General features: G+C 63.4%; 21 protein-coding genes and 5 tRNA genes. 15 read left to right on the forward strand and 11 right to left on the reverse strand.

From position 1 onward, the window contains the following. Window positions 1-73 precede the first annotated feature (73 nt). A complete protein-coding gene (locus tag RA21_RS00640; RefSeq protein ID WP_039145502.1) occupies window positions 74-1,297 on the reverse strand; it encodes a glycerophosphodiester phosphodiesterase family protein in 1,224 nt (407 codons plus the stop codon). A 110-nt stretch (window positions 1,298-1,407) separates the two neighbouring features. Then, window positions 1,408-1,770: an SUF system Fe-S cluster assembly protein gene (locus tag RA21_RS00645; RefSeq protein WP_019295897.1), complete on the reverse strand. Its 363-nt coding sequence runs from the start codon at window positions 1,768-1,770 to the stop codon at window positions 1,408-1,410. A 239-nt stretch (window positions 1,771-2,009) separates the two neighbouring features. Here RA21_RS00645 and RA21_RS00650 point away from each other — a divergent pair, with 239 nt between their 5' ends. Beyond that, on the forward strand, window positions 2,010-2,765 hold the full coding sequence (locus RA21_RS00650) for an outer membrane protein (RefSeq protein ID WP_039145504.1): 756 nt from the start codon (window positions 2,010-2,012) through the stop codon (window positions 2,763-2,765). A 48-nt stretch (window positions 2,766-2,813) separates the two neighbouring features. Here the strand turns inward: RA21_RS00650 and RA21_RS00655 are convergent, their stop codons facing one another. From RA21_RS00655 to rimK, 3 genes are all read right to left on the reverse strand, one after another. After that, a complete protein-coding gene (locus RA21_RS00655; protein ID WP_039146425.1) occupies window positions 2,814-3,089 on the reverse strand; it encodes an NfeD family protein in 276 nt (91 codons plus the stop codon). Continuing rightward, a complete protein-coding gene (locus RA21_RS00660; protein WP_039146427.1) occupies window positions 3,089-3,979 on the reverse strand; it encodes an SPFH domain-containing protein in 891 nt (296 codons plus the stop codon). The genes RA21_RS00655 and RA21_RS00660 overlap by 1 nt, the downstream gene beginning before the upstream one ends. A 266-nt stretch (window positions 3,980-4,245) precedes the next feature. Next, complete coding sequence (rimK, locus tag RA21_RS00665) at window positions 4,246-5,652, reverse strand: 30S ribosomal protein S6--L-glutamate ligase (RefSeq protein WP_039145506.1); 1,407 nt, start codon at window positions 5,650-5,652, stop codon at window positions 4,246-4,248. Window positions 5,653-5,722: 70 nt separating this feature from the next. Between rimK and tgt the strand changes: the two genes are divergently transcribed. The 4 genes from tgt to lon all read left to right on the forward strand — a co-directional run bounded on the left by tgt (window position 5,723) and on the right by lon (window position 11,519). Next, window positions 5,723-6,853, forward strand: a complete 1,131-nt coding sequence (tgt, locus tag RA21_RS00670; RefSeq protein WP_019295892.1) for a tRNA guanosine(34) transglycosylase Tgt — start codon at window positions 5,723-5,725, stop codon at window positions 6,851-6,853. 139 nt (window positions 6,854-6,992) lie between these two features. Beyond that, window positions 6,993-8,078, forward strand: coding sequence for an alkene reductase (locus RA21_RS00675; RefSeq protein WP_039145508.1), 1,086 nt, complete (start codon window positions 6,993-6,995; stop codon window positions 8,076-8,078). 133 nt (window positions 8,079-8,211) lie between these two features. Continuing rightward, complete coding sequence (locus tag RA21_RS00680; RefSeq protein WP_039146429.1) at window positions 8,212-8,871, forward strand: hypothetical protein; 660 nt, start codon at window positions 8,212-8,214, stop codon at window positions 8,869-8,871. Between the two features lie 236 nt (window positions 8,872-9,107). Further along, entirely contained in the window at window positions 9,108-11,519 is a 2,412-nt protein-coding gene (gene lon / locus RA21_RS00685) for an endopeptidase La (protein ID WP_039145510.1), read from the forward strand. A gap of 318 nt (window positions 11,520-11,837) precedes the next feature. Here the strand turns inward: lon and RA21_RS00690 are convergent, their stop codons facing one another. After that, window positions 11,838-12,893: a Glu/Leu/Phe/Val family dehydrogenase gene (locus RA21_RS00690; RefSeq protein WP_039145511.1), complete on the reverse strand. Its 1,056-nt coding sequence runs from the start codon at window positions 12,891-12,893 to the stop codon at window positions 11,838-11,840. Window positions 12,894-13,026: 133 nt separating this feature from the next. On the opposite strand from RA21_RS00690, the gene RA21_RS00695 reads away from it, so the two are divergent. From RA21_RS00695 to RA21_RS00710, 4 genes are all read left to right on the forward strand, one after another. After that, window positions 13,027-13,482, forward strand: a complete 456-nt coding sequence (locus RA21_RS00695) for an Lrp/AsnC family transcriptional regulator (RefSeq protein WP_019295887.1) — start codon at window positions 13,027-13,029, stop codon at window positions 13,480-13,482. Between the two features lie 133 nt (window positions 13,483-13,615). Next, entirely contained in the window at window positions 13,616-14,173 is a 558-nt protein-coding gene (locus RA21_RS22185; protein ID WP_082008869.1) for an HU family DNA-binding protein, read from the forward strand. Window positions 14,174-14,185: 12 nt separating this feature from the next. Continuing rightward, window positions 14,186-14,260: transfer RNA gene (locus RA21_RS00705), tRNA-Val, on the forward strand. A gap of 113 nt (window positions 14,261-14,373) precedes the next feature. Next, window positions 14,374-14,943 (forward strand): histidine phosphatase family protein, encoded by a 570-nt coding sequence (locus RA21_RS00710; RefSeq protein WP_039145513.1) that lies wholly within the window; start codon window positions 14,374-14,376, stop codon window positions 14,941-14,943. 31 nt (window positions 14,944-14,974) lie between these two features. Here RA21_RS00710 and RA21_RS00715 read toward each other — a convergent pair whose 3' ends face one another. Further along, window positions 14,975-15,679: a hypothetical protein gene (locus RA21_RS00715; protein WP_019295884.1), complete on the reverse strand. Its 705-nt coding sequence runs from the start codon at window positions 15,677-15,679 to the stop codon at window positions 14,975-14,977. A 237-nt stretch (window positions 15,680-15,916) separates the two neighbouring features. On the opposite strand from RA21_RS00715, the gene RA21_RS00720 reads away from it, so the two are divergent. The 4 genes from RA21_RS00720 (at window position 15,917) to RA21_RS00735 (ending at window position 16,570) form a co-directional block, all read left to right on the forward strand. Further along, window positions 15,917-15,992 (forward strand) — tRNA-Val (locus tag RA21_RS00720). A 200-nt stretch (window positions 15,993-16,192) separates the two neighbouring features. Next, window positions 16,193-16,269, forward strand: a tRNA-Asp gene (locus RA21_RS00725). An 81-nt stretch (window positions 16,270-16,350) separates the two neighbouring features. Continuing rightward, a tRNA-Asp gene (locus tag RA21_RS00730) sits at window positions 16,351-16,427 on the forward strand. Between the two features lie 66 nt (window positions 16,428-16,493). Further along, window positions 16,494-16,570, forward strand: a tRNA-Asp gene (locus RA21_RS00735). Between the two features lie 45 nt (window positions 16,571-16,615). On the opposite strand, the gene RA21_RS00740 is transcribed toward RA21_RS00735, so the two are convergent. The 4 genes from RA21_RS00740 to RA21_RS00755 form a co-directional block, all read right to left on the reverse strand. Beyond that, window positions 16,616-17,032: a nuclear transport factor 2 family protein gene (locus RA21_RS00740; protein ID WP_039145515.1), complete on the reverse strand. Its 417-nt coding sequence runs from the start codon at window positions 17,030-17,032 to the stop codon at window positions 16,616-16,618. Window positions 17,033-17,087: 55 nt separating this feature from the next. After that, window positions 17,088-17,309: a hypothetical protein gene (locus RA21_RS00745; protein WP_019296794.1), complete on the reverse strand. Its 222-nt coding sequence runs from the start codon at window positions 17,307-17,309 to the stop codon at window positions 17,088-17,090. A gap of 125 nt (window positions 17,310-17,434) precedes the next feature. Beyond that, window positions 17,435-18,313, reverse strand: a complete 879-nt coding sequence (locus RA21_RS00750; protein ID WP_039145517.1) for an alpha/beta fold hydrolase — start codon at window positions 18,311-18,313, stop codon at window positions 17,435-17,437. Window positions 18,314-18,525: 212 nt separating this feature from the next. Further along, window positions 18,526-19,917: a M20/M25/M40 family metallo-hydrolase gene (locus tag RA21_RS00755; protein ID WP_039145519.1), complete on the reverse strand. Its 1,392-nt coding sequence runs from the start codon at window positions 19,915-19,917 to the stop codon at window positions 18,526-18,528. Between the two features lie 400 nt (window positions 19,918-20,317). On the opposite strand from RA21_RS00755, the gene hemA reads away from it, so the two are divergent. After that, a complete protein-coding gene (gene hemA, locus RA21_RS00760) occupies window positions 20,318-21,541 on the forward strand; it encodes a 5-aminolevulinate synthase (protein WP_029204868.1) in 1,224 nt (407 codons plus the stop codon). Window positions 21,542-21,671: 130 nt separating this feature from the next. Further along, window positions 21,672-22,898 carry a helix-turn-helix domain-containing protein gene (locus RA21_RS00765; RefSeq protein ID WP_039145520.1) on the forward strand — a complete coding sequence of 409 codons (1,227 nt, stop codon included), beginning with the start codon at window positions 21,672-21,674 and terminating at the stop codon, window positions 22,896-22,898. Window positions 22,899-22,955 lie beyond the last annotated feature (57 nt).

Genomic DNA, 22,955 nt, shown 5'->3' on the forward strand with positions numbered 1-22,955 from the left:
TTAAAAGAGGCCGCCTCCTGGGCAGGGAGGCGGCCGGTGATGGGGGTGTCCGTCTTTTGGGGAGGGACGGGCGTCAGAGCCCCATGCAGTTCGCGTAGTAGGTGGTGGTGGCGGGCCAGTCGGAGAACACGCCCTCAACCCCCACGTTCTGGGCCAGCACGTCCAGCAGTTGGTAGTACATGCTGTCGTCGGCGGTGAGGTCTGCAACTGACTGGAAGTACCAGCCGCCGCCGGTGGCCAGCGGGCCGGAGCGTTCCAGGGTCCAGGTGATCAGCTTGAGGCCTGCCGCCTTGGCTTCTTTGGCATAAGCCGAGGGGACGATCTTGCCGTCCGCGGACGTCACCAGCATCCACATCGGCGGGGCGATGTAGTTGACGCCTTTGGCGTGCAGCGCGGCAAAGTCGTGCGGGAAGGTCGCCGGGTTGTTGTGGTCGAAGCCTTCGAGGTCGTAACTGGCGTCCAGGAATACCGCCTGCTTGCCGAATTCGGGTTCGTTTTCAATCCAGTAGAGCACGTCATCCAGGTTGAAGCTTTGCGCCCAGACATCCGAAGCGGGGATGCCGGCGGACTTGTATTCGTCGATCAGTTTCTGGGCGTAGTCTGCCTGGGAGAAGCCGTTGAAAGGCATCTCCACCGCCGGGCTCTTCAGCTCCGGGGTGAATTTGGCGCCGAGCGATTTGAACAGGGCGATCGATTCCGCGTGGGTCATGCTGGTGGCGTCGCCGGCAAACAGGGTGGAGCGCCAGTCAGCGGTGCCGCCCTGGTAGGCTGCGGCGGTCAGAGCCGTCTTGTCGGCACTGTCCATCTTGGGCTGCAGGCTGCGGAATTCGGCCAGGGTGATCTCAGACGTGCGGCACTCGGCAGCGGCAGGTGTTTCACCGTCCGCAGGGGTGAAGGGGGTGACGCAGGTGTCCGCCAGGTCCGAGGTCAGGATGTTGGTGGTGGTGTGCAGGTCGTTCTGGGCGTGGCGGCAGACCAGTTCCAGATCCTTGGTGAAGGTGACATCGCATTCCAGGATGCCGGCACCCATCTGCGCGGCGGCGATGTTGGATTCGGCGGTGTGTTCGGGGAACATCAGCGGCGCGCCGCGGTGGCCGATGGAGAAATCCGTGCGCTGCGGCGTCTGGCCCAGGCAGGACTGCAGCTTCTCTTTCAGCGCGCCCTCGGGCAGCTTGGAGATCAGATAGGCGGGGCGGGGGCCGTAGCTGAGGCCCGCATCCGCTGCCACTGGCGGATTGCCGGCCAGGGCGGCGGTGGACACAAGCAGGGCGGCTGCCGAAGTCAGGGCGAGGCGCATGAATTTTTCTCCGGTTGGTCAAATTTGCGCAGAGCGTGCCGCGCATATGTAACAACCGGATTGCGCCCGCATGACGGGCGCATCAAACTTCCATGACAACTGGAGCGGGGCTACATGAAGCCCAGTTCGAGGCGCGCCTCGTCGGACATCATCTCCATGCCCCAGGGCGGTTCCCAGGTGAGTTCGACATCAACGCTCTTGACGCCGTCGACCGGGGAGACGGCATCAATCAGCCAGCCCGGCATCTCACCTGCCACCGGGCAGCCCGGCGCGGTCAGGGTCATGATGATCTTCACGTCATTCTCGTCCGTGATGTCGATGGTGTAGATCAGGCCCAATTCGTAGATGTTCACCGGGATTTCCGGGTCATAGACGGTGCGGCAGGCGTCGACGATGGCCTCGTACAGCGGGTGGCTGACGGAGGAGGGCGCGATCAGCGGGGCGCCTTCGAGCGGTTCGGCAGGGTTGGTCATGAGGATCCCGGTTCTATATTCCGACGGTTTATATAGGAAATAAGCGCCCCGGCGTCCAGAGGCGGCAGGCGCCAAGACGCCGATGATCTGCGACTCTTGCGATGTGAATATTTGATTTGCACCCGGATTCGCGCTAAGTTGTGGTTCCCCATCATGTTTTTGTGAAGGCTGCCAGGCTGCAGCGGACCGGTATCCGATTGCCGGTCGTGATCCAGTCTGGGCGGGTCCGGGGAGGAGCCATGCCTGAGCTGTCTGCATTTCACCGCGTTTTCGCACGCATTATGCTGGCGGCGGCTGCGGTATTGGCTGCTGCCGCGCCTGCCCGGACCGAGGGCAGCTGGCAGTGGCAGCTGACGCCCTTTGTCCTGGCGCCCTCCATCGACAGCACCACAGAACTGGGTCTCGCCGGCGGCGATGTGGAGATTGATGCCGGTGATGCATTTGACCAGCTGCGGGCTGGGGGCATGCTGCAGTTCGAGGGGTTTCACAGCAGCAACTTCGGGTTCCGGCTGCGCTATTCGATACTGGATGCCGATGCGGACGGGGCCACTGCAATGGGACCGGCATCGGTGCGTTATGATCAGAATCTGGGCGAGGCGGTGATGACCTACCGGTTCGAGCGCGGATTGGACCAGTTCGAACTGTTCGGCGGCGTTCGCCACTGGGATGTGGATGTGACGGCCAGCCTGCCCGGCGGCATGGTGCGGCGCGGCGCCGACTGGACCGATCCGGTTGCAGGCTTTCGCTGGCAGCGCCGCCTGTCGGATGACCTCAGCCTGATGCTGGAGGGGGATATCGGTTTCGGCGGCAGTTCCGATGAAAGCTGGTCAGCCATGGGCGGGGTGATCTACGACCGCTGGGACCGGGCCTCGATCTACGTCATGTACCGCGGGCTGGGTGTGGAGTATCAGGAAGGCACCCGCGGCACCCCAGGCTTTTTCCGCCATGATGCGGTGACGCACAGCCTGCTGGCGGGGGTGGGGTTCAGATTCTGACAGCCCGGATCAGGTGCGGGGCGCGCGTTTGGCGCCCCGGCAACAGGTTTAATCGTTGATATCGTGATTGAAGGTCTTCACCTGGCCTTTGGGCAAGGCGAAGAACTTGCGCATCACCAGCCAGGCTGCCAGCGACAGCACGGCGAAGATCAACAGCAGCGGCGGCAGGCCGAAGCCCGCACCGGCCAGCAGCAATAGGGACACCACCGCGGCGCCGATGGCAAAGCCCAGGAAGACAAAGCCCGGTGCCAGCACCTCGAGGATCGCCAGCGCCAGTGCGCCGGCGCCCCAGACCCACCACAAGGCCCAGAAGGGTGTGTCCATCATTTGGCTCCTTTCAGCAGGTTGAAGGCGTTGCCAAAGGCCTCCAGCGCGTGGGCGGGAACGACGATGGTCTGCTTGCCGTCGCCGTTGCCGAGCGCATTGAGCGATTCCACCTGTTTCAGGGCGACCTGGTACTGCGCCGCCTCCAGCCCGTTTTCGGCAATCGCCTTGGCAACAACTTCGGTCGCGTAGGCCTCGGCCTCGGCTTGGATGCGGCGGGCCTTGGCGGTTTGTTCAGCCGCGTACAGCTCTGCGTCGGCCTGCAGCTCCACGGCGCGTTTCTGGCCCTCGGCCTTGGTGACCTCGGCGCGGCGGGCGCGTTCGGCGTTCAACTGCTGCAGCATGGCGTCGCGGGTGGCCTGATCCAGGTTCACGTCGAGGATCTCGGCGCGGGTCACTTCGATGCCCCAATCATCCACGGCGGTCTCTACCGCTTCCTGGATGCGGGTGATCAGTTGGGCCCGGTTCGACTGCACCTCATCCAGGTCCATCTTGCCGATCTCCGCGCGCACGATGCCGGCCACGGTGGTGGCGATGGCGCCATCGACGTCGCGGATCCGGTAGACGGTCTTTTCCGGCTCAAGGATGCGGTAGAAGACAGAGGTGTCGATCTGCACCAGCACGTTGTCCTTGGTGATCGCATCCTGGGTGGCATTGGGCAGCTGGCGTTCCAGGATCGAGATCTTGTGGCGGGCCACATCCAGGAAGGGCACGATGAAGTTGATGCCCGGCCCCAGCACCGAATGCAGGCGGCCAAAACGCTCGACCACGTATTTCTCCGACTGCGGCACGATCTTGACCCCTTTGAGGATCACGATGATCAGCAGGATAGCACCCAGCAGATACAGCAGGTTGCCGGACAGGAGGTCGAGGATCAGGTCTTCGTTCATGTAAAATTCCTTTGGTTGTTCAGCAGGGGCCGCAGGGGCGGCGGGCGCGGTTTGCGCCGCCGGATCAGGCGGCCCGCCGGGCAGGGGCTGTGCGCCGGAAGTCTTGGCCTTGTTCAATGATATGCCCCGTTGTGTGCAATGGTATACAAATGGGTTCTGACAGCGCTGGTTTCAAGAGTTTCAGGCGTATATGACGCGGGCTGGCGCAGGCTGGCAAGCCCGGACAGGCTTGCCGCCCGGTGACTGTTGCCGGGTTATTTGCGGTTTCAGCTGCTGGTCGGTTTCAGCCGCCGCATCGGGGTGGGGCGGACCCGGTCTTCGATTTCGCCGTAGATGAGAGCGGCGATGTTTTTGGACGAGGTCTTCTCGATCCCCTCCAGCCCGGGGGAGGAGTTCACCTCCAGCACCTTGGGGCCGGTCTCAGAACGCAACAGGTCCACGCCCGCCACGTTGAGACCAAAGGCGCGGGCAGCGCGCACGGCGGTGGCGCGTTCTTCCTTGCTGATGCGCACCGTTTCGGCGCTGCCGCCCAGGTGCAGGTTGGAGCGGAAGTCGCCCTCTGCCCCCGAACGTTTCATCGACGCGACCACCTTGGAGCCGACAACAAAGCAGCGGATGTCGACGCCCGCGGCTTCCTTGACGAACTGCTGCACCAGGAAGTTGGCCTTGAGCCCGCGGAATGCGGTGATGACGCTTTCGGCGGCTTTCTTGGTTTCCGCCAGCACCACGCCTTTGCCTTGGGTGCTTTCCAGCAGCTTCACGATCAGGGGCGCGCCGCCGACGATCTGGATCAGGCTGCCGGTGTCCTTGGGCGAGGCGGCGAATGCGGTGGCGGGCATGCCGATCTTGTGGCGGGCCAGGATCTGGTGCGCGTGCAGCTTGTCGCGGCTGGCGGTGATGCCTTCGGAGCCGTTGACGCAGAAGGTGCCCAGCGTTTCGAACTGGCGCAGGAGCGCGGTGCCGTACTGGGTGACAGAAGCGCCGATGCGCGGGATCACCGCGTCATAGCGGGGCAGGCGTTTGCCGTCATAGTGGATTTCCGGTGCCAGCGCGTTCAGCGCCATGTAGCAGCGTGTGGTATTGATCACCTCCACCGTGTGGCCGCGGCTTTCGCCCTCTTCCACCAGGCGGCGGGTGGAGTAATTGTCCTCGCGGCTGAGCACAGCGATGCGCAGGGCGCGCTTGGGCGCGGATTTGCGGATATTGGCAGAGGCGTAGACGGAATAATCCAGTGCGGGCTGGCACATGCGTTCGCCGGGCACCACGGTCACGTTTTCGGTCAGCGCCTGGCGGCCCAGCAGCATGTGTTTGGCCATGCCGCGCCGGTCGGTCAGCGTGAGTTCCACCGGCCAGGACTCGCCGCCGATCTCCATCGGGGTTTCGATCACAAAGCGCATCTCGCTTTCGCCGTTTGACGATGTCACCTCGCGCCGGTCCTTGATCAGGGCAGAGCAGGGGATTTCCAGATCATACTGGCCGGGAATGGGATGCACCATGAAGCGCACCTTGGGGGCGCTTGCCGGGCCGAAGGTTTCGATCCCCGTGGCATGCAGCGACGAGGTGCGGGCGCCGGTGTCGACCTTGACCCGCAGGGCAGGCAGGCCGAGGTCCGGCAGGCTGACCCATTCCTCCCAGCCGAGTTTCAGTTGCGGTGCAGGGTCGGCTGTGGACATGGGCTTGGCTCCTTGGCATTAGGGGTGAATCACCGGGATGCCGGTTTGAGTGTAACGGCAGGAATACGAGATGGCAGAGCTTTTCAACTTCGAACTGAAGGCAACCGACGGCAAGGCGCGCACAGGTGTTATCAATACGCCGCGCGGCGAGATCCGCACGCCTGCTTTCATGCCGGTTGGCACTGCCGCAACGGTCAAGGCGATGATGCCGGAGAGCGTGCGTGCGACCGGGGCCGACATCCTGCTGGGCAATACCTACCACCTGATGCTGCGCCCGACGGCAGAGCGGATCGACCGGCTGGGCGGTTTGCACAAGTTCATGAACTGGGAACGCCCGATCCTGACTGATTCAGGCGGGTTCCAGGTGATGTCGCTGGCGGGTCTCAGGAAGCTGACCGAGAAGGGCGTGACCTTTAAATCCCACGTTGACGGCTCAAAGCATGAGCTGACGCCGGAACGCTCGATGGAGATCCAGCGGCTGCTGGGGTCTGACATCGTGATGTGTTTCGACGAATGCCCGGCGCTGCCGGCGGACCGCGACCGGATTGCCGAGTCGATGCGGCTGTCGATGCGCTGGGCGGAGCGGTCGCGCGAGGCGTTCGGCGACCGTCCGGGTCATGCGCTGTTCGGCATCATGCAGGGCGGGCTGGAGCAGGACCTGCGCGAGGAAAGCGCCGAGGCTCTGAAGAAGATCGGATTCGAAGGCTACGCGGTTGGCGGTCTGGCTGTGGGCGAGGGGCAGGAGGCGATGTTTGAGTGCCTCGATTATGCTCCCGGTTTCCTGCCCGAGGACAAGCCGCGCTATCTGATGGGTGTGGGCAAGCCGGATGATATCGTCGGCGCCGTTGCGCGTGGCATCGACATGATGGACTGCGTGCTGCCGTCGCGGTCGGGCCGCACCGGTCAGGCCTTCACCCGCTACGGCGTCGTGAACATCAAGAACGCCCGCCATCAGGACGACCCGCGGCCGCTGGACGAGCAGTGTTCCTGCCCGGCGTGCAGCAACTATTCGCGGGCCTATCTGCACCATGTGTTCCGCTCCAACGAGATGATCTCGGGCATGCTGTTGACCTGGCACAACCTGCATTACTTCCAGGAGATTATGCAGGGCATGAGGGAGGCGATTGCTGCCGGAACGTTTGAGGCCTGGCAGAAGGACTTCCACGACACCCGCGGGCAAGGGGATATTGAGCGGTTGTAAAGCCGCGCGATTGAACAGTCTGCTGTGCGCAGGTGAGCAGCTGTTCTGGCCGGCCCCTGCTTGAACGCGCGGAGCGGAATGCTCAGGTCTTTCCGGCAACGTTCCTGTTGCTGGAAACTTTGACCGGAGGGAAATCCCCGTGAGCCAAGAATTGTTTTCCGCCAGCATTGCTGGTGCAATCGAGCTGAAAAACCGCATCGTCATGGCGCCGCTGACCCGAAACCGGGCTGACGACCAGACCGGCGAGGTTTTGGACCGGCATGTGGAGTACTATGCCCAGCGGGCGGGTGCCGGCCTGATCATCACCGAGGGCAGCCAGATCAGCCCCGAGGGCAAAGGCTATATCCAGACCCCGGGCATCCACACGGCGGCGCAGGCCGCGGCCTGGCGCAAGGTCACTGATGCGGTCCATGCGAAGGGCGGCAAGATTGTCATTCAGCTGTGGCATGTCGGGCGGATCACGCATGACTCGCTGCTGCCCGGAGGCACCCATGCTGTGTCTTCCACGGATGCCGCTGCAGAGGCCCAGACGTTCACCCATAATGGTTTTGAGCCGACCGCCAAGCCGCAGGCGCTGAGCGCTGAAGGCATCCAGCGGGTGGTCGCCGATTACGTGCAGGCTGCAAAATACGCCAAGGACGCAGGTTTCGACGGGATCGAACTGCATGCGGCCAACGGCTACCTGCTGGAGCAGTTCCTGAAGGACGGGGTGAACACCCGCACCGATGCCTATGGCGGTTCCCCGGAAAACCGCGCCCGGATTGTGTTCGAGATTCTTGACGGGCTGCTGACGGTTTGGGACGCCGGCCGCATTGGCCTGCGCCTGTCACCCTTTGCCACCTTCAACGATGTGTCGGAAAGCGATCCCGTGGAACTCTACACGCCGCTGATCCAGCGTCTGAACAGCTATGGTCTGGCCTACCTGCACATGGTCGAAGGGAACCCCGGCGGCGCCCGTGAGGGTGATTTCGAAGCTCTGCGGAAAATCTATACCGGCACCTACATGGCCAACAACGGCTACGACCGTGCAACTGCGCTGGCGCGGACGGCATCCGGAGAAGCCGACCTCGTGGCCTTTGGACGCCCCTTCATCTCCAACCCGGACCTGGTTGACCGGCTGGCAGCGGACGCACCCCTGAACGAAGGCAACCCGGAAACCTTCTATGGCGGCGGAGATGAAGGTTATACCGATTACCCGGTGCTGGAGCAGGTGGCGGCCGAGTAGCCCCCGGACCTTCAGACCAGGGGTTTGCGGCCGGGCAGCACACGCCCGGTCGCAGATAGCGGGCCATGCGCCCGCGTTCACCTGTTATGAAGACCTGATCCGCTATCCTCGCGCCAAAACGCGGAGGATGGCGATGACTATTTGGCGTGCGCTGGCCGTTGCGGCCCTGCTGGGCGCTTCTCCGGCGGCTGAAGCGCAGACTGAGCAGAGCAACGCGGCGCCGGGTTCCCTGGCGGAAGCTTCAAGCTTTTTCAAGGCGCCGCCGCTGGATGGCTGCCGTATCTCCATTGACGATTTGATCAAGGGCGGCTCGCAGGCCTTGCGCGGGCAGTGGGTCGTGCAGAAAGGGCCGGGGGAAACCGGGCTGACAGCGGGCGGGCGCATCGAAATGGTGGCGTTGCCGCAGCGCAGCGGCGAGGTGCTGCGGCTGGGATTCCGCAACGGGCGGATGGTGGCGGATTCCGCCGCCTTGGGGTTTCTGCCCATCGGGGTCGAGGACCGGGCGCCGCTGAAGCCCGGCACGGGGCTGAGGGCCGAAAGCGTGGGCCGCGGCGATCTGGCGGACGGAACGGAGGTTTATCTCGATGACCTGGCGCTGGGCGCGCTGCCCTGCGGTGCGGACCAGCTGTTGCGGCTGAACCTGCAGGCGGAACACGACAGTGGGACCGGAGAGGTGCTGCGGCAGGACATCCGGCTGTTTCTGATTGACCAGGGCCGGATGAGCGGAACCTACCGGGAAACCGGGCCGGGCGGGCGGCTGGAGCGCGGTCTGATTACATTGATGCGGCGCTGACAGGCCCTTGCGGAGTTATCCACAGGGAAGCCTCGAAAGGCCTTCATCATTTGCTCACCCTTCCTGCATTTGCGCCCTTGTGGTCCCGGCGCGCAGCGGGCAAGGTGAGCCCCAGCCTTGAGGATGCGCGGTTGAAAATCCAGAGCCGCCCCACCAAGTAAAGACATCCAATGAGGAGACGGGCCAAAGCTGCCAATACCGGGGCCGGGCCGTCTTGCCTAACCAAAGGACCGAGTATGCAAGAGCCACTCAATTCCTCCTACCCAGTCCTGCCGCTGCGCGACATCGTGGTCTTCCCCCACATGATCGTGCCGCTGTTCGTGGGCCGGGAAAAATCGGTGCGCGCCCTGGAAGAGGTGATGGCCGACGACAAGCAGATCCTGCTGTCGAGCCAGATCGACCCCTCCGAGGACGATCCCGAAACCGATAGCATCTACACCGTGGGCGTGCTGGCCAATGTGCTGCAGCTGCTGAAACTGCCCGATGGCACCGTCAAGGTGCTGGTCGAGGGGCAGAGCCGTGTGAAGATCACCGAGTTCCTGGAAAACGACAATTTCTTCGAGGCCAAGGCCGAGGAACTGAGCGAGATCCCGGGTGACGTCACCACCACCGAGGCGCTGGTGCGCACCGTGGGCGACGAGTTCGAGCGTTACGCCAAGGTCCGCAAGAACATCCCCGAAGAGGCGCTGTCTGCCGTCGGCGAAACCGCGGAGCCGGCCAAGCTGGCCGACCTGGTGGCAGGCCATCTGGGCATCGAAGTGGACCGCAAGCAGGAACTCTTGGAGACGCTCTCTGTCAGCGAGCGGCTGGAGAAGGTCTATGGCCTGATGCAGGGCGAAATGTCGGTCCTGCAGGTCGAGAAGAAGATCAAGACCCGCGTCAAATCCCAGATGGAGAAGACCCAGCGCGAGTACTATCTGAATGAGCAGATGAAGGCCATTCAGAAGGAGCTGGGCGACGGTGAGGAAGGTGCCGGCGAAATCGCCGAGCTGGAAGAGAAGATCGCCGCCACCAAACTGTCGAAAGAGGCGCGCGAGAAGGCGGATGCGGAGCTGAAGAAGCTCAAGAACATGTCGCCGATGTCGGCGGAAGCCACCGTGGTGCGCAACTACCTCGACTGGATGCTGTCGATCCCGTGGGGTAACAAGTCCCGCGTCAAGAAAGACCTGAACAAGGCGCAGGAGATCCTGGATGCGGATCACTATGGTCTGGAGAAGGTCAAGGAGCGGATCGTCGAGTATCTGGCGGTGCAGCAGCGCTCGGCCAAGCTGAAGGGGCCGATCCTCTGCCTCGTCGGCCCTCCGGGTGTGGGTAAAACGTCGCTGGGTAAATCCGTGGCCAAAGCCACCGGCCGCGAGTTCATCCGCATTTCGCTGGGCGGTGTGCGCGACGAGTCCGAGATCCGCGGCCACCGCCGCACGTACATCGGCTCGATGCCCGGCAAGATCATCCAGGCGCTGAAGAAGGCCAAGACCACCAATCCGCTGATCCTGCTCGATGAGATTGACAAGATGGGCCAGGATTTCCGCGGCGACCCGGCCTCGGCGATGCTGGAGGTGTTGGATCCGGAACAGAACAACACCTTCATGGATCACTACCTGGAGGTGGAGTACGACCTGTCGAACGTGATGTTCCTGACCACCTCGAACAGCTACAACATGCCCGGGCCGCTGTTGGACCGGATGGAGATCATTCCGCTGTCGGGTTACACCGAGGACGAAAAGCGCGAGATCGCCAAGCAGCACCTGATTTCCAAGCAGGTGAAGAACCACGGCCTGAAGGCCAAGGAGTTCGAGCTGACCGACGACGCGGTGACCGAGATGATCCGCACCTACACCCGCGAGGCCGGCGTGCGGAACCTGGAGCGCGAGATCGCCAAGGTGGCACGGAAGTCGCTGACCAAGATCGTCAAGAAAGAAGCCGAAAGCGTGACCGTTACGGCGGACAATCTGGACGACTTCCTGGGCGTCAAGAAGTTCCGGTATGGTCTGGCTGAGCTGGAGGACCAGGTGGGTGTTGTCACCGGTTTGGCCTATACTTCTGTCGGCGGTGAGCTGTTGTCGATCGAGGCGCTGCGGCTGCCCGGTAAGGGCCGGATGAAGACCACCGGCAAGCTGGGCGACGTGATGAAGGAATCGATTGAGGCGGCGTCGAGCTATGTGCGCTCGGTCAGCCCGCAGATCGGCATCAAGCCGCCGCAGTTCGACCGGCTGGATATCCACGTGCACGTGCCGGACGGCGCAACGCCGAAGGATGGCCCGAGCGCCGGCCTGGCGATGGTGACCGCGATCGTGTCGGTGCTGACCGGCATCCCGGTGCGCAAGGACATTGCGATGACTGGCGAGGTCACCCTGCGCGGCAATGCCAGCGCCATTGGCGGCCTCAAGGAGAAGCTGCTGGCGGCGCTGCGCGGCGGCATCAAGACGGTGCTGATCCCGCAGGAGAACGAGAAAGACCTGCCGGAGATCCCGGACAACGTGAAGGAGGGGCTGGAAATCATTCCGGTGTCCCATGTGTCCGAGGTTCTGGAACACGCGCTGGTCTCCAAGCCCGAACCCATTGAGTGGGATGAGGAGGCCGAAGAGGCGGCTGCGGCCAAGGCGGCTCTGAAAGGCTCCGGCGAGGGGGCAGGCGCAACAGCGCACTGATCCGCGGTTCACGCAAGTAAGTAAAAGAAAAGGGCGGTCCGAGGGGGCCGCCCTTTTTAGTTTTCTCTTCCGTTCTGGCCCTTCTTTCCGGGGCGTATAGTTTTGTGTGGCAGCGAGTGGAGCAGGTGCTCCCGCCCGCTGCCGGCAGCGCTTTCAGCGCCGCCGCAGCGGTTGGGCATGGCGCCGCACCTGCGGTGCGGCGCCCGGCCTGCCCCGCATGGGGCAGGCCGCCGGGCCCAAAATCCGGATGGTGCCCGGCTACAGGCTGGACGCTTTGCGGCTGCGGGAGTGCGCCCGCAGGGCTGCTGACAGAAAAGCTCAGGCGGCCTTGCTGGCCTGTTCCATCTTGGCCTGGACGGTGGCAATGGCCATTTCTGCCGGGCTGACATCCGCCGACTTGGCCTGGGCCAGGATTGCCGCCATGGTTTCATCCAGCGCCTGCAGCTTCTCGGTAACAAAGCCCTCGCGGTCCTTGATCCGCTGGATCTCGGTCGCGACGTTGATGATGCCGCCGCCATTGGCCACAAAATCGGGCGCATAGAGGATGCCGCGGGCGTGCAGCGCGGCGCCGTCTTCCGCCGTGGCCAGCTGGTTGTTGGCGCCGCCTGCCACGATGTCCGCCTTAAGCTGCGGGATGGTTTCAGCGTTCAGGATGCCGCCGATGGCGCAGGGGGCAAAAACGTCTGCCTCGGCGCTATAGATCTCTGCCAGCGGCACCGCCTTGGCACCGAATTCGGCAATTGCCTGCTCGACACGGGACTCGTCGATGTCGGTGACAACCAGCTTGGCGCCTGCCTCGTGCAGGAACTGGCAGAGGTACCAGCCGACGTGGCCCAGGCCCTGCACCGACACGATGACGCCGTCCAGATCGCGGCTGCCGTGCTTGTGGGCGCGGGTGGTGCGGATCGCATTGAAGATGCCGCGCGCGGTGATCGGGGAGGGGTCGCCGCTGGCGAACTCGCCGTCGGCCAGACCAGCCACGAAGCGGGTTTCCTCTGCCAGGATGGCCATGTCCGCCGGGCTCATGCCCATGTCCTCGGCGGTGATATAGCGGCCGTCCAGGCCCTCGATGGCGCGGGCAAAGGCGCGCAGCAGCTCCGGCGACTTGTCCTTGGCCGGATCGCCGATGATCACCGCCTTGCCGCCGCCCAGGGTCAGGCCCGCCGCCGCGTTCTTGTAGGTCATGCCTTCGCTCAGGCGTTTGACGTCGGTCAGGGCTTCGTCTTCGCTGGCATAGGGGCGCATGCGCAGCCCGCCGGCCGCCGGGCCCAGCTGGGTGGAATGCACAGCGATAAAGCCCAGGAGGCCAACCGAGGGCTCCTCGACGCGGTAAATCTCTTCATGGGTGGCGGAGGCCACGGCGGTCACTGTCATCTGGATAGCTCCTGCAAAACTTTCGCCAATCATATCCTCCCGCGCGCGCCGGTTTTCACCAAAAGAGGTCTGTTAAGGCGGGTGCAGTTGGCGGTAAACTCTGAAATGTGAGGCTGGATTAGAGGAAACCCCTATGGATTCGATAGACCGCAAGATTGTCGCCGCGCTTCAGCGCAACGGCCGGCTGAAGATATCAGAATTGTCGGAGATGGTTGGCCTGTCGCCCACCCCCTGCGCGCGCCGGGTCGGCAACCTGGAGGAAAGCGGCGTGATCAGCGGCTATTCGGCGCGGGTGGATCAGGCCAAGCTGGGTCTGCCTGTGACGATTTTTGTGGCGGTGGAGCTAGAACGGCAATCCACCGACGCGCTGCAGGCCTTTGAGAAGGCGGTGCGCAAGTTCGATCAGGTGATGGAGTGCTACCTGATGACCGGCACCCGCGATATCCTGCTGCGGGTGGTGGCGGAGGATCTGCCGGATTTCGACCGCTTTCTTGAGGACCGGCTGATGCGGGTGCCCGGCATCCGCAACACCCGGTCCAGCTTTACCCTCAGGACAATGATACAACGCGACGCGCTGCCGTCCTGCTGACCGGTTCACGGCTGTGGGGCAGGTGTGTTAGGGTGAAGGCACAAAACAGGCCCGTCTGCCCGTCCGCTGTGCTCCTCAGGGCCGCAGGAAAGAGGCAAAGCGGGCGGATAAAGACAGGCAAACGGGGCATCATATGGCACGAGCAACCAGAAAAACCAGCACATCCGCGCGCAAAAGCGGCACGCGCAAACCAGCGGCACGCAAGACGGGCACGCTGACGGCAAGAGCCGCAAAGGTCTCCGGCGCGGAACCGGCGGCTGCTGAACCGCAGTCCCGCACGGCACCGGAGCCGAAAGCAGTTTCTGCAGCAGAGGCGCAGGCTGCGCCGCCAACGGTGGTTGTTGCGGCCGCCGCGCCGGTGGTGTCTGCTCCTGAGCTGGCAAAAAAGGAACTGATTGAAAAGGCGGTCGAACGGTCCGGCGTCAAGAAGAAGGACGCCAAGCCTGTGGTTGAGGCGGTTCTGGCGCTGCTGGGGGAGGCGGTGGCCGAGGGGCGCGAGCTGAACCTGAAGCCCTTTGGCAAACTGCGCATCAACCGCAGCCAGGAACGCAGCAATGGCACCGTGTTTGTCTGCAAACTGCGCCAGCCCTTGGCGGCCTCAGAACCGCAAACCGCCACGCCTGAAGAAAATGCCGGGGGAGGTGAAAATTCTTCCAATGACCCTCTTGCAGAGCCTGCGGCGGAAGGCTAAAAGCCGCCTCACGGGTGATTAGCTCAGTGGTAGAGCGCTTCGTTCACATCGAAGATGTCAGGAGTTCAAATCTCTTATCACCCACCATCATTTTGAAAGGCGCTCCCTGAAATGGTTGAGCGCCTTTTGCTTTTCCGGGGTTTCACTGGCGGCTTTGCGGCGTTACCACTTTGCCTGAAAAACCGGGCAGGGGGCATATCATGCAGTTTCCGAAAATCTGGCTGCTGCGGCACGGGCAGACCGAATGGAATGCAGAGCGCCGTATCCAGGGGCAGCTGGAATCACCGCTGACAGCCCTGGGAGTGGAGCACGCCCGCCGCCAAGCCGTGCTGATGGCGCCGGTTATGGCGCAGAAACCGGCCTGTTTTGCCTCTCCGCTGGGACGGGCGCAGCAAACCGCGGATATTGCCCTCGGCGGTGCGCCTTTTGTAACCGACCCGCGGCTGGCCGAGGCATATGCCGGGGCGTTTCAGGGCATGACGCTGGAGGAAGTGGCGGCAGAATATCCGGGCATCCATGGCGCCAATCCGCGCAATCTGGATCTGTTCTGCGAAGCGCCGGGCGGTGAGGGATACGGCAGTTTCCATGCTCGCATCCTTGATTTCATGCAGTCGCTGACCGGCCCGTCGGTGGTGGTGGCGCATGGGCTCTTGGGGCAGGTGATGCGCGGTATTGTTTGCGGCCTGACGCGCGACCGGATGGCGGCGCTGCCGAACGGGCAGGGCTGCGTCTATGTGCTGGAAAACGGGACGGAAACGGTCCTGGAGTAGGGCGGCCGGTTGGGCGGCGGCCCTTGCCGGGTCAGAGACCCGGCAGCTTGTTCACCAGGCCGCGGCGGCCGAAGGTGGTGCCGCGGTTGGCGCCGAAATCCCATTTGAGGCCGATGCCGACAAAAGCCTCGTTGCCGGACAGGTTCTGCGCTTCGGCATTCAATGAGCCAAGTTCGCCGTAGAACTTGGCGCCTTTGCCAACGTCATACTGCGCGCTGGCGGCGATCCTGGTGAGTTCGATATTGCCCAGATCCAGGTGGTCGAGGCCTGCGCCGACGGTGAACTGGCTGTTCACATCCCTGCGGAAGGCAACACCGGCGATGGTGCCGGAAATCGCGCCGTCGTCGCCTTCACCCAGGTAGAACTCGGCATCGGCAAACCCGAATTCATGCCCGGCCTCGATGCCGTAGAAGTCATACTCATCCCGGCCGGTTTCCTCGATACCGTAGAACAAGCCCAGCGAGGTGGTGCTGCTGACATGGGCGATGCCGTGCAGGGTGGCATTTGCGCCTTCCAGGTCCGTCAGGTTGAAATCGGCGTAAAACAAGTCGAGCTGGGTGGAGAAGCTGCGGGAGAAGCCCAGTTCCACGGCGCCGCCAACGGCGGTGCGGGCATAATCGGTGTCATCGGCAAAGGCCGAGGTGGACAGGTCAAAGCTGCCGCCGGTGATTTCCGCGGCTTGCAGGCTGCCGGCCAGGGCTGCGGCTGCGCAGGCTGCGCTGAAAAGGCGTTTCATGGATACTGCTCCGGTCGTGTAATCGCTTCCGGCCTCTGCTTTTTCCGGGCCGGTTGCGCAGATTGCTATCCCTTCGCGCCGCCGCTTGGCAAATGGCTTGAACCTGCTGCCCTCTGGCTGCGGTGAAGTGTTGCCCCGCTGCCCTGCATCGTCCGGGACAGATGGCGCCGGAAAGTGAAAAAACTTCTGCCCGCCCCCTTGCGCAGTCCGGCGCCATTGTCTAAATCCCCGCTCAACGGGTCGTTAGCTCAGTTGGTAGAGCGCTTCGTTTACACCGAAGATGTCGGGAGTTCGAGCCTCTCACGACCCACCATTCACCTCCTCCGAAGATAAAGAAATATCCCGCGCAAGTGTTTGCTGCGGTTGAGTTTTTTATGATGTTTCAGTGTGGTATCCGGGGGTTGCCATTTTTTTCCGGGAAAGTTCTGAAAAAGGCAAAACACCGCTTGACGGGTCACCGGGCGGAGAATATTACAGCCCAACATTCGGCAGCGATGCTCGAATGTGCAGCGGGCGGTTGTAGCTCAGTTGGTTAGAGTACCGGCCTGTCACGCCGGGGGTCGCGGGTTCGAGCCCCGTCAACCGCGCCACTGCTGCGCCCCTTCCCGGGGCCGAACAGGGACCGCCCCGGAGGGGACTGGATCGGAGACGATCCGCCGCAAGGCGAAAATGCGGTTGTAGCTCAGTTGGTTAGAGTACCGGCCTGTCACGCCGGGGGTCGCGGGTTCGAGCCCCGTCAACCGCGCCACTTTCGCCCGTCGCCCTGGCGTATCAGGGTCCGCCCCGGAGGGGACCATAGCCGAAAGGCCCATGCGCGGTTGTAGCTCAGTTGGTTAGAGTACCGGCCTGTCACGCCGGGGGTCGCGGGTTCGAGCCCCGTCAACCGCGCCACTTTCTTCCTCAGTTTTAAGGAATTAGAGACGCGTCCAGCGTGTGTCATCCGTGTTCCGGTGGGCTTCCCGGGGCCGCTGTGACTTCGGGGGTGTCCTGGCTGAAGCTGTTGCGCCAGCCTGCTGCGCTTTTTTCCCACAGGGACGAAATCAGCATCGATTTCCATGCCGTGGTGCCGGCGGGGAGATAGGCCGCTCGGTAGCTGAGCAGCACGGCATCCGGGCTGATGACGCGCAGCTGCGCATCGCTGAGGCGGTAGCCCGCCATCACCGGTCCGTTTTGCAGCTGATCGCAGTGGCCTGATTTGTCCGAGAAGCCACTGGGGTAGACGCCCAGGAAGTCCTCGGTCAGCATCTGCCCATCGGCCTCGGGGTCACCGGCAACCAGCGCCTCCCAGACCTTGGTTTCCAAGGCGACGAACTCGGCCAGCCGCGGGCCGCCGGTCAGAATCGTTTGTGTCATGAAACCAGCCTGACCGCCGGAAGCGGGGCGGGCAAGCGGTATGGCGGCGGAGCGGTCAGATAGCAGGCGGGTTCGGTGCCGCCTCTGTGTCGTGGCGCCAGCCGGTCAGCTCCGCATCGACCCATTTCTTGAGCCGGTCAAGATCGGGCTTGGGATTGGATTCCAGATAGCGCAGCAGCACCCTTGTACCGTGCTGATAACCGGCACGGTAGCTTTCCTCCGGGTCGGTCTGGTTGCCCTCGAACCCCGGCGGGCGGTTGAACCTGCTTTGTGTCATCTCTGCCTCCGTGTGCAATTCGATCAGGTGTTTCCGCAAGGTTAGGGCAAGAGCGATAAGCAAGTCTTAACCTGGTGCGTAAAACGAACATCAAAGCCGCTGGCAGTGGCGGATTTTCCAGCGGGTCAAGGCGGTGGCAGCGGGCTGAGAAAGCTGAGCAGCGCAGCGGCGGTCTCAGCCGGGGCGCTGTCGATGAAGAAGTGCCCGCCGGGTACACCGCGGGCCGCCATGTTCTGCAGCCGGGGCGCCCAAGTGGCGGCGACGTCATAGGCTCGCGCCATGGCGCCGTCGGCGCCGTAAAGCACCAGCGCCGGACATTGAACCTGACGGTCCAGATCGCGGGCATCGTCATGGAAATCCAACTCGATCGCGGCGCGGTAGTCGTTGCACATGGCATGGACGCAGGCCGGATCTGCCCAGGCACGGCGGTAGGCGGCCAATGCATCAGACGGGAAGTCCGATAGCGATGCACCGCCCCAGCCCAAAAGGCAGCTTTCGAAATAGGCCTGCGGGTCGGCGCCGATCATCCGTTCCGGCAGCGGCGCGGGCTGGGCCAGGAAGAACCAGTGGTAATAGGCGCGGGCGACCTTCTGTGTCAGCTGATCCAGCAGCCGGTGTGTCGGGATAATGTCCATCACGGTGAGGCTTGCGACGGCTTCGGGGGCGTCCAGCGCCAGCCGGTGGGCAGTTCGGCCGCCGCGGTCGTGGCCCGCCAGGTGAAAGCGCGGATATCCCAGTGCCTGCATCAGCGCCAGCTGGTCGGCGGCCATGTTGCGGAAGCTCATCGCTTCCACGCCTTCAGGCTTGGAGCTGGCGCCATAGCCGCGCAGGTCGGCGGTCACCACGGTGTAATTGCGGGCGAGGCCGGGGATGGTGTGTTCCCACATTTCTTTGGTTTGCGGGAAACCATGCAGCAGCAGAAGCGGCGGTCCATTGCCGCGTCTTGTATAGGCGATCTGCTGGCCGTTCACCTGACGTGTGCCGGTCTCGATGGCGGCTGGCATGGCTCTCTCCCTTGGCTGACGGGCGCACGCGCATTGGAGCCAGAGCGGCGTTCCAGATCAAGCCTGCCGCTGCGTTCGGGAGAAAGGGGAGGGCTCCCGCGCCTTGGCGCGGCATCGAAGAAGCGCTCGTCAGAGCACCGGTGACGGGCGGGAGAATGCCCCTCCTTGCGGGGCCGGTGGCGGGGCGGACGATTTGCCCGCCCTGCGGCTGCTTATTTCTGCGTCAGCGCGTCCAGGATGCGGGCCCAGGAGCGGATGCCCTTGTGGAAGCTTTTCAGGTCATACTTCTCGTTGGGCGAGTGGATGGCGTCGTCGTCATTGGCGAAACCGGCCAGCATCGATTCCATGCCCAGGATCGACTTGAAGAAACCCGCGATCGGGATCGAGCCGCCCATGCCGCAGAACACCGCTTCGCGCTGCCATTCGTCCGACAGGGCGGCGCGGGCGGCGGTGAATTCGGGACGGGTGATGTCCATGACTGACGCCTTGGAGCCTTCGAGATCGTTGTCCCAGACCACCTTGCAGTCGGGTTTCAGCTGCGCCTCCACATGTTTGCGGATTTTCACCCGCAGTGCGTCCGGGTCCATGTCGCCGACCAGGCGGCAGGTGATCTTGCAGTGCGCCTCCGACGGGATCACGGTCTTGGAACCCGCGCCGTTGTAGCCGCCCCAGAGGCCGTTCACCTCAAGCGTCGGGCGGGCCCATTGCTGTTCCAGCACCGAGCGGTCCTTTTCGCCGTGCGCCTGGGTGTAGCCGGCGTTGTCGAGGTAGTCCTTTTCGTCAAAGCCGCAGCCTTCCCACTGGCGCAGTTGGTCCTCGGGCACCTCATGCACACCTTCATAGAAGCCTTCGACAGCGACCCTGCCGGTCTCTTCGTCATAGAACGAGGCGACGATGCGGCTGAGCTCGCGCAGGGGGTTCAGGCCGGGGCCTCCGTAGTGGCCGGAGTGCAGGTCGATGCGCGGGCCAACGAGAGTGAACTCATCCTTGAGCATGCCGCGCAGCTGGGAGGAGATCGACGGCACCCCGCGCGACACCATCGAAGTGTCGCAGATCAGCGCGATGTCGGCCTTCAGATCTTCTGCGTTGGCTTCCATGAAGGGAATGAGCGAGGGGGAGCCGCTCTCCTCTTCACCCTCGAAGAAGAAGGTGATGCGGCAGGGCAGGGAGCCGTTGACGGCTTTCCAGGCGCGGCAGGCCTCGACAAAGGTCATCAGCTGGCCCTTGTCGTCCGACGATCCGCGGCCGCGGATCACGGTGCCGTTCGGGGTTTCCTCCAGCTGCGGCTCAAACGGCGGTGTGTTCCAGAGGTTCAGTGGGTCGACCGGCTGCACATCATAATGGCCGTAGAACAGCACATGCGGCGCGTCCGCGTTCTCCTCGCCCACATGGCCGACCACCATCGGGTGGCCCGGGGTCGCGCGTTTTTCCGCCTTGATGCCGATGGAGTTCAGATCGGCGACCAGCCAGTCGGCAGCCTTGTCGCATTCCGCCTTGTAGGCCGGGTCGGTGGAAATCGACTGGATCCGCAACAGCTCCATCAGCCGTTCGGTTGCGGCGTCCAGCTCTGCGTCGATCCGGTCCAGAACGTCATTCAGTGCCATCTATTGCTCTCCTGTTTGTCCGGGCAGGCCCTGGAATTTGGGCCAATTTGCCGCGGACCCTAGCAGCGCGGCTGGGGAGGGGCCAGAGGCCTCAGCGCTGGATTTTCAGGGCATTTTCTGCTGCTGAGGTTTCCGATCCGGTGCATTATATGGAAAAATGGGAAACAGATACGACGCAAACGGCCAAAGGTTGGCCGCAGCTGTCCTTGCCTGGTTATTGTTTAAGTTCTATTTGACCTGCATCAATGTTGCGCACCCGTGGCGGCGCGTATTCAGTTGATCGAAGGGACTGCCTCAGGTAACCAGTCGCGAACGTGATTGTGGCCTAATCGTCAGAAGACCCGTGCCCTTTACACAGCCCGCGTGCTCCGCAAGAGCACAATTAGCTATGGAGATGCCGGTGGACTATACCGCGAAACTGGACGCAGCGATTGCCAGCCTTCACGAAGAGGGCCGTTACCGGACCTTCATCGACATCGAACGTAAGAAGGGCCATTTCCCGCACGCGGTGTGGAACCGGCCCGATGGCAGCAAGCAGGACATCACTGTCTGGTGCGGCAACGATTATCTGGGCATGGGGCAGAACCCGGTGGTGCTGGATGCGATGCATGATGCCATCGACGCTACCGGTGCAGGCTCTGGCGGGACCCGCAACATCTCCGGCACCACAGTCTATCACAAGCAGCTGGAGGCGGAGCTGGCCGACCTGCATGGCAAGGAAGCCTCGCTGCTGTTCACCTCCGCATATATCGCCAATGACGCGACACTGAGCACGCTGCCCAAGCTGTTCCCGGGGCTGATCATCTATTCCGACGCGCTGAACCACGCCTCCATGATCGAGGGCGTGCGCCGCAATGGCGGCGCCAAGCGCATCTTCCGCCACAACGATGTGGCCCACCTGCGCGAACTGCTGGAGGCCGACGACCCCAAGGCGCCCAAGCTGATCGCTTTCGAATCGGTCTATTCGATGGACGGCGACTTTGGCCCGATTGCCGAAATCTGCGACCTGGCGGATGAATTCGGCGCATTGACCTATATCGACGAGGTGCATGCGGTTGGCATGTACGGCCCGCGCGGCGGCGGCGTCACAGAGCGCGACCGCCTGGCCCACCGCATCGACATCATCAATGGCACCCTGGCCAAGGCCTATGGCGTGATGGGCGGCTATATCGCCGCCTCGGCCAAGATGTGCGATGCCATCCGCTCCTATGCGCCGGGCTTTATCTTCACCACCTCGCTGGCGCCTTCTGTTGCAGCAGGGGCGGCCGCTTCCGTCGCCTATCTGAAGGGCGCGCAGGACCTGCGTGACAAGCATCAGGATCAGGCCAAGGTGCTGAAATTGCGGCTGAAAGGCCTGGGCCTGCCGATCATCGACCACGGCAGCCACATCGTGCCGGTGATTGTCGGCAACCCGGTCCATACCAAGGTGCTGTCCGATCACCTGCTGGAGGATTACGGCATCTACGTGCAGCCGATCAACTTCCCCACCGTGCCGCGCGGCACCGAACGGCTGCGCTTCACGCCGTCGCCGGTGCACGGCCCCAAGGAGATCGATGCGCTGGTCCATGCAATGGACGCATTGTGGTCGCATTGTGCGCTGAATCGTGCCGAACTTGCCGGGTAACCTACTGATCAGTGTAAATTAACGCCGAGTGTGTTACGCTGTTGCTAATCAATGAACGGATCTGAGTCGCAAATGTGATTCTTTCACCGTACAGAAACGATGGCGGCAGGCATATTATGGGACGGCAGGCATGATCGGGCGCTTCACCCAGCGCAAGCAAGATGAGCATGGCGGAACGGCAGAGCCGAAGGGTTTTGACGATTTCGAGCTGAAGCTTGGCGACGTGATGCGCGGCGAGCGGGCGACGATGGGCAAGTCGCTGCTCGACGTCCAGCGCGAGTTGCGGATCAAGGCCTCCTATATCGCTGCCATCGAAAACTCCGATCCTTCCGCGTTTGACACGCCCGGCTTCATCGCCGGTTATGTACGGTCCTATGCGCGCTATCTGAACATGGATGCCGAGCAGGCGTTCCAGGATTTCTGCAAGGAAAGCGGCTTTTCTGTAGCCCATGGCATGTCGGCAGAGGCTTCCAGCCGCAGCAAGTCCGGCAAAGCGCCGGCGCCTGCGTCCAAGGGCCTGGGCGGCGATGCCTTTGCCTCGCCGAATACTCCGTTCATTCCCGCGCCCAGCAGCATCCTCAGCCAGATTGAGCTGCGTGCCGTCGGCTCGCTGATGGTGCTGGCCGGCCTGATTGGCGGCATTACATATGGCGGCTGGGCCGTCCTGAAAGAGGTGCAGCAGGTGCAGTTTGCACCGGTGGACCAAACCCCGGCAGTGCTGGCGGATCTCGACCCGCTGAGCAGCGCGGTGCTGGAGGTTGCCGAGGGCAGCCAGGACCCCGCGGCTGAGGCGTTGGACCGGCTGTACCGTCCGCAGGCGCTGGATGTGCCGGTGCTGGTGGCGCGTGACGCACCGATTTCCACCATTGACCCGTCGACGCTGGGCAATTTTGCGGCGCCGGATGTGCCCACGATCAGCCTGGCGGAGGCCAGCCTGCCGTTTGACGGTGCCGGGCCGCTGCAGCAGGGTGAGCAGGGACCGCAGGTGCCCCAGGTTCTGGCCGAGGTTACACCGGGTGTCGAAATGGTTGCGGTGCGCCCCTCCTGGGTGCAGGTCACCGCGGCGGACGGCAGCGTGATCCTGGAAACTATAATGGACGCGGGCCAGCGGTTCCAGGTGCCGGTGACCGAGGACGCGCCGAAACTGCGCACCGGTGAAAGCAGCGCGATCTACTTTGCCGTCAATGGCCAGCATTTCGGCCCGGTCGGCGAGCGCGGCCAGGTCACCAAGAATGTCGAGCTGTCGATGGACGCGATCACCGGCCGGTTTGAACTGGCGGATCTGCAGGACGGCAGCAATGAGGCGTTGGCCACTCTGGTTGCGCAACTGCAGGCCGAACAGCCTCCGCAAGAATAACGCCCGCGCAGGAATTCGCAAAAGACGCCCGGTGCCGCCATTGCAGCGCCGGGCGTC

Origin of the sequence: Leisingera sp. ANG-DT (assembly GCF_000813785.1) — a bacterium.
Lineage (GTDB): Bacteria > Pseudomonadota > Alphaproteobacteria > Rhodobacterales > Rhodobacteraceae > Leisingera.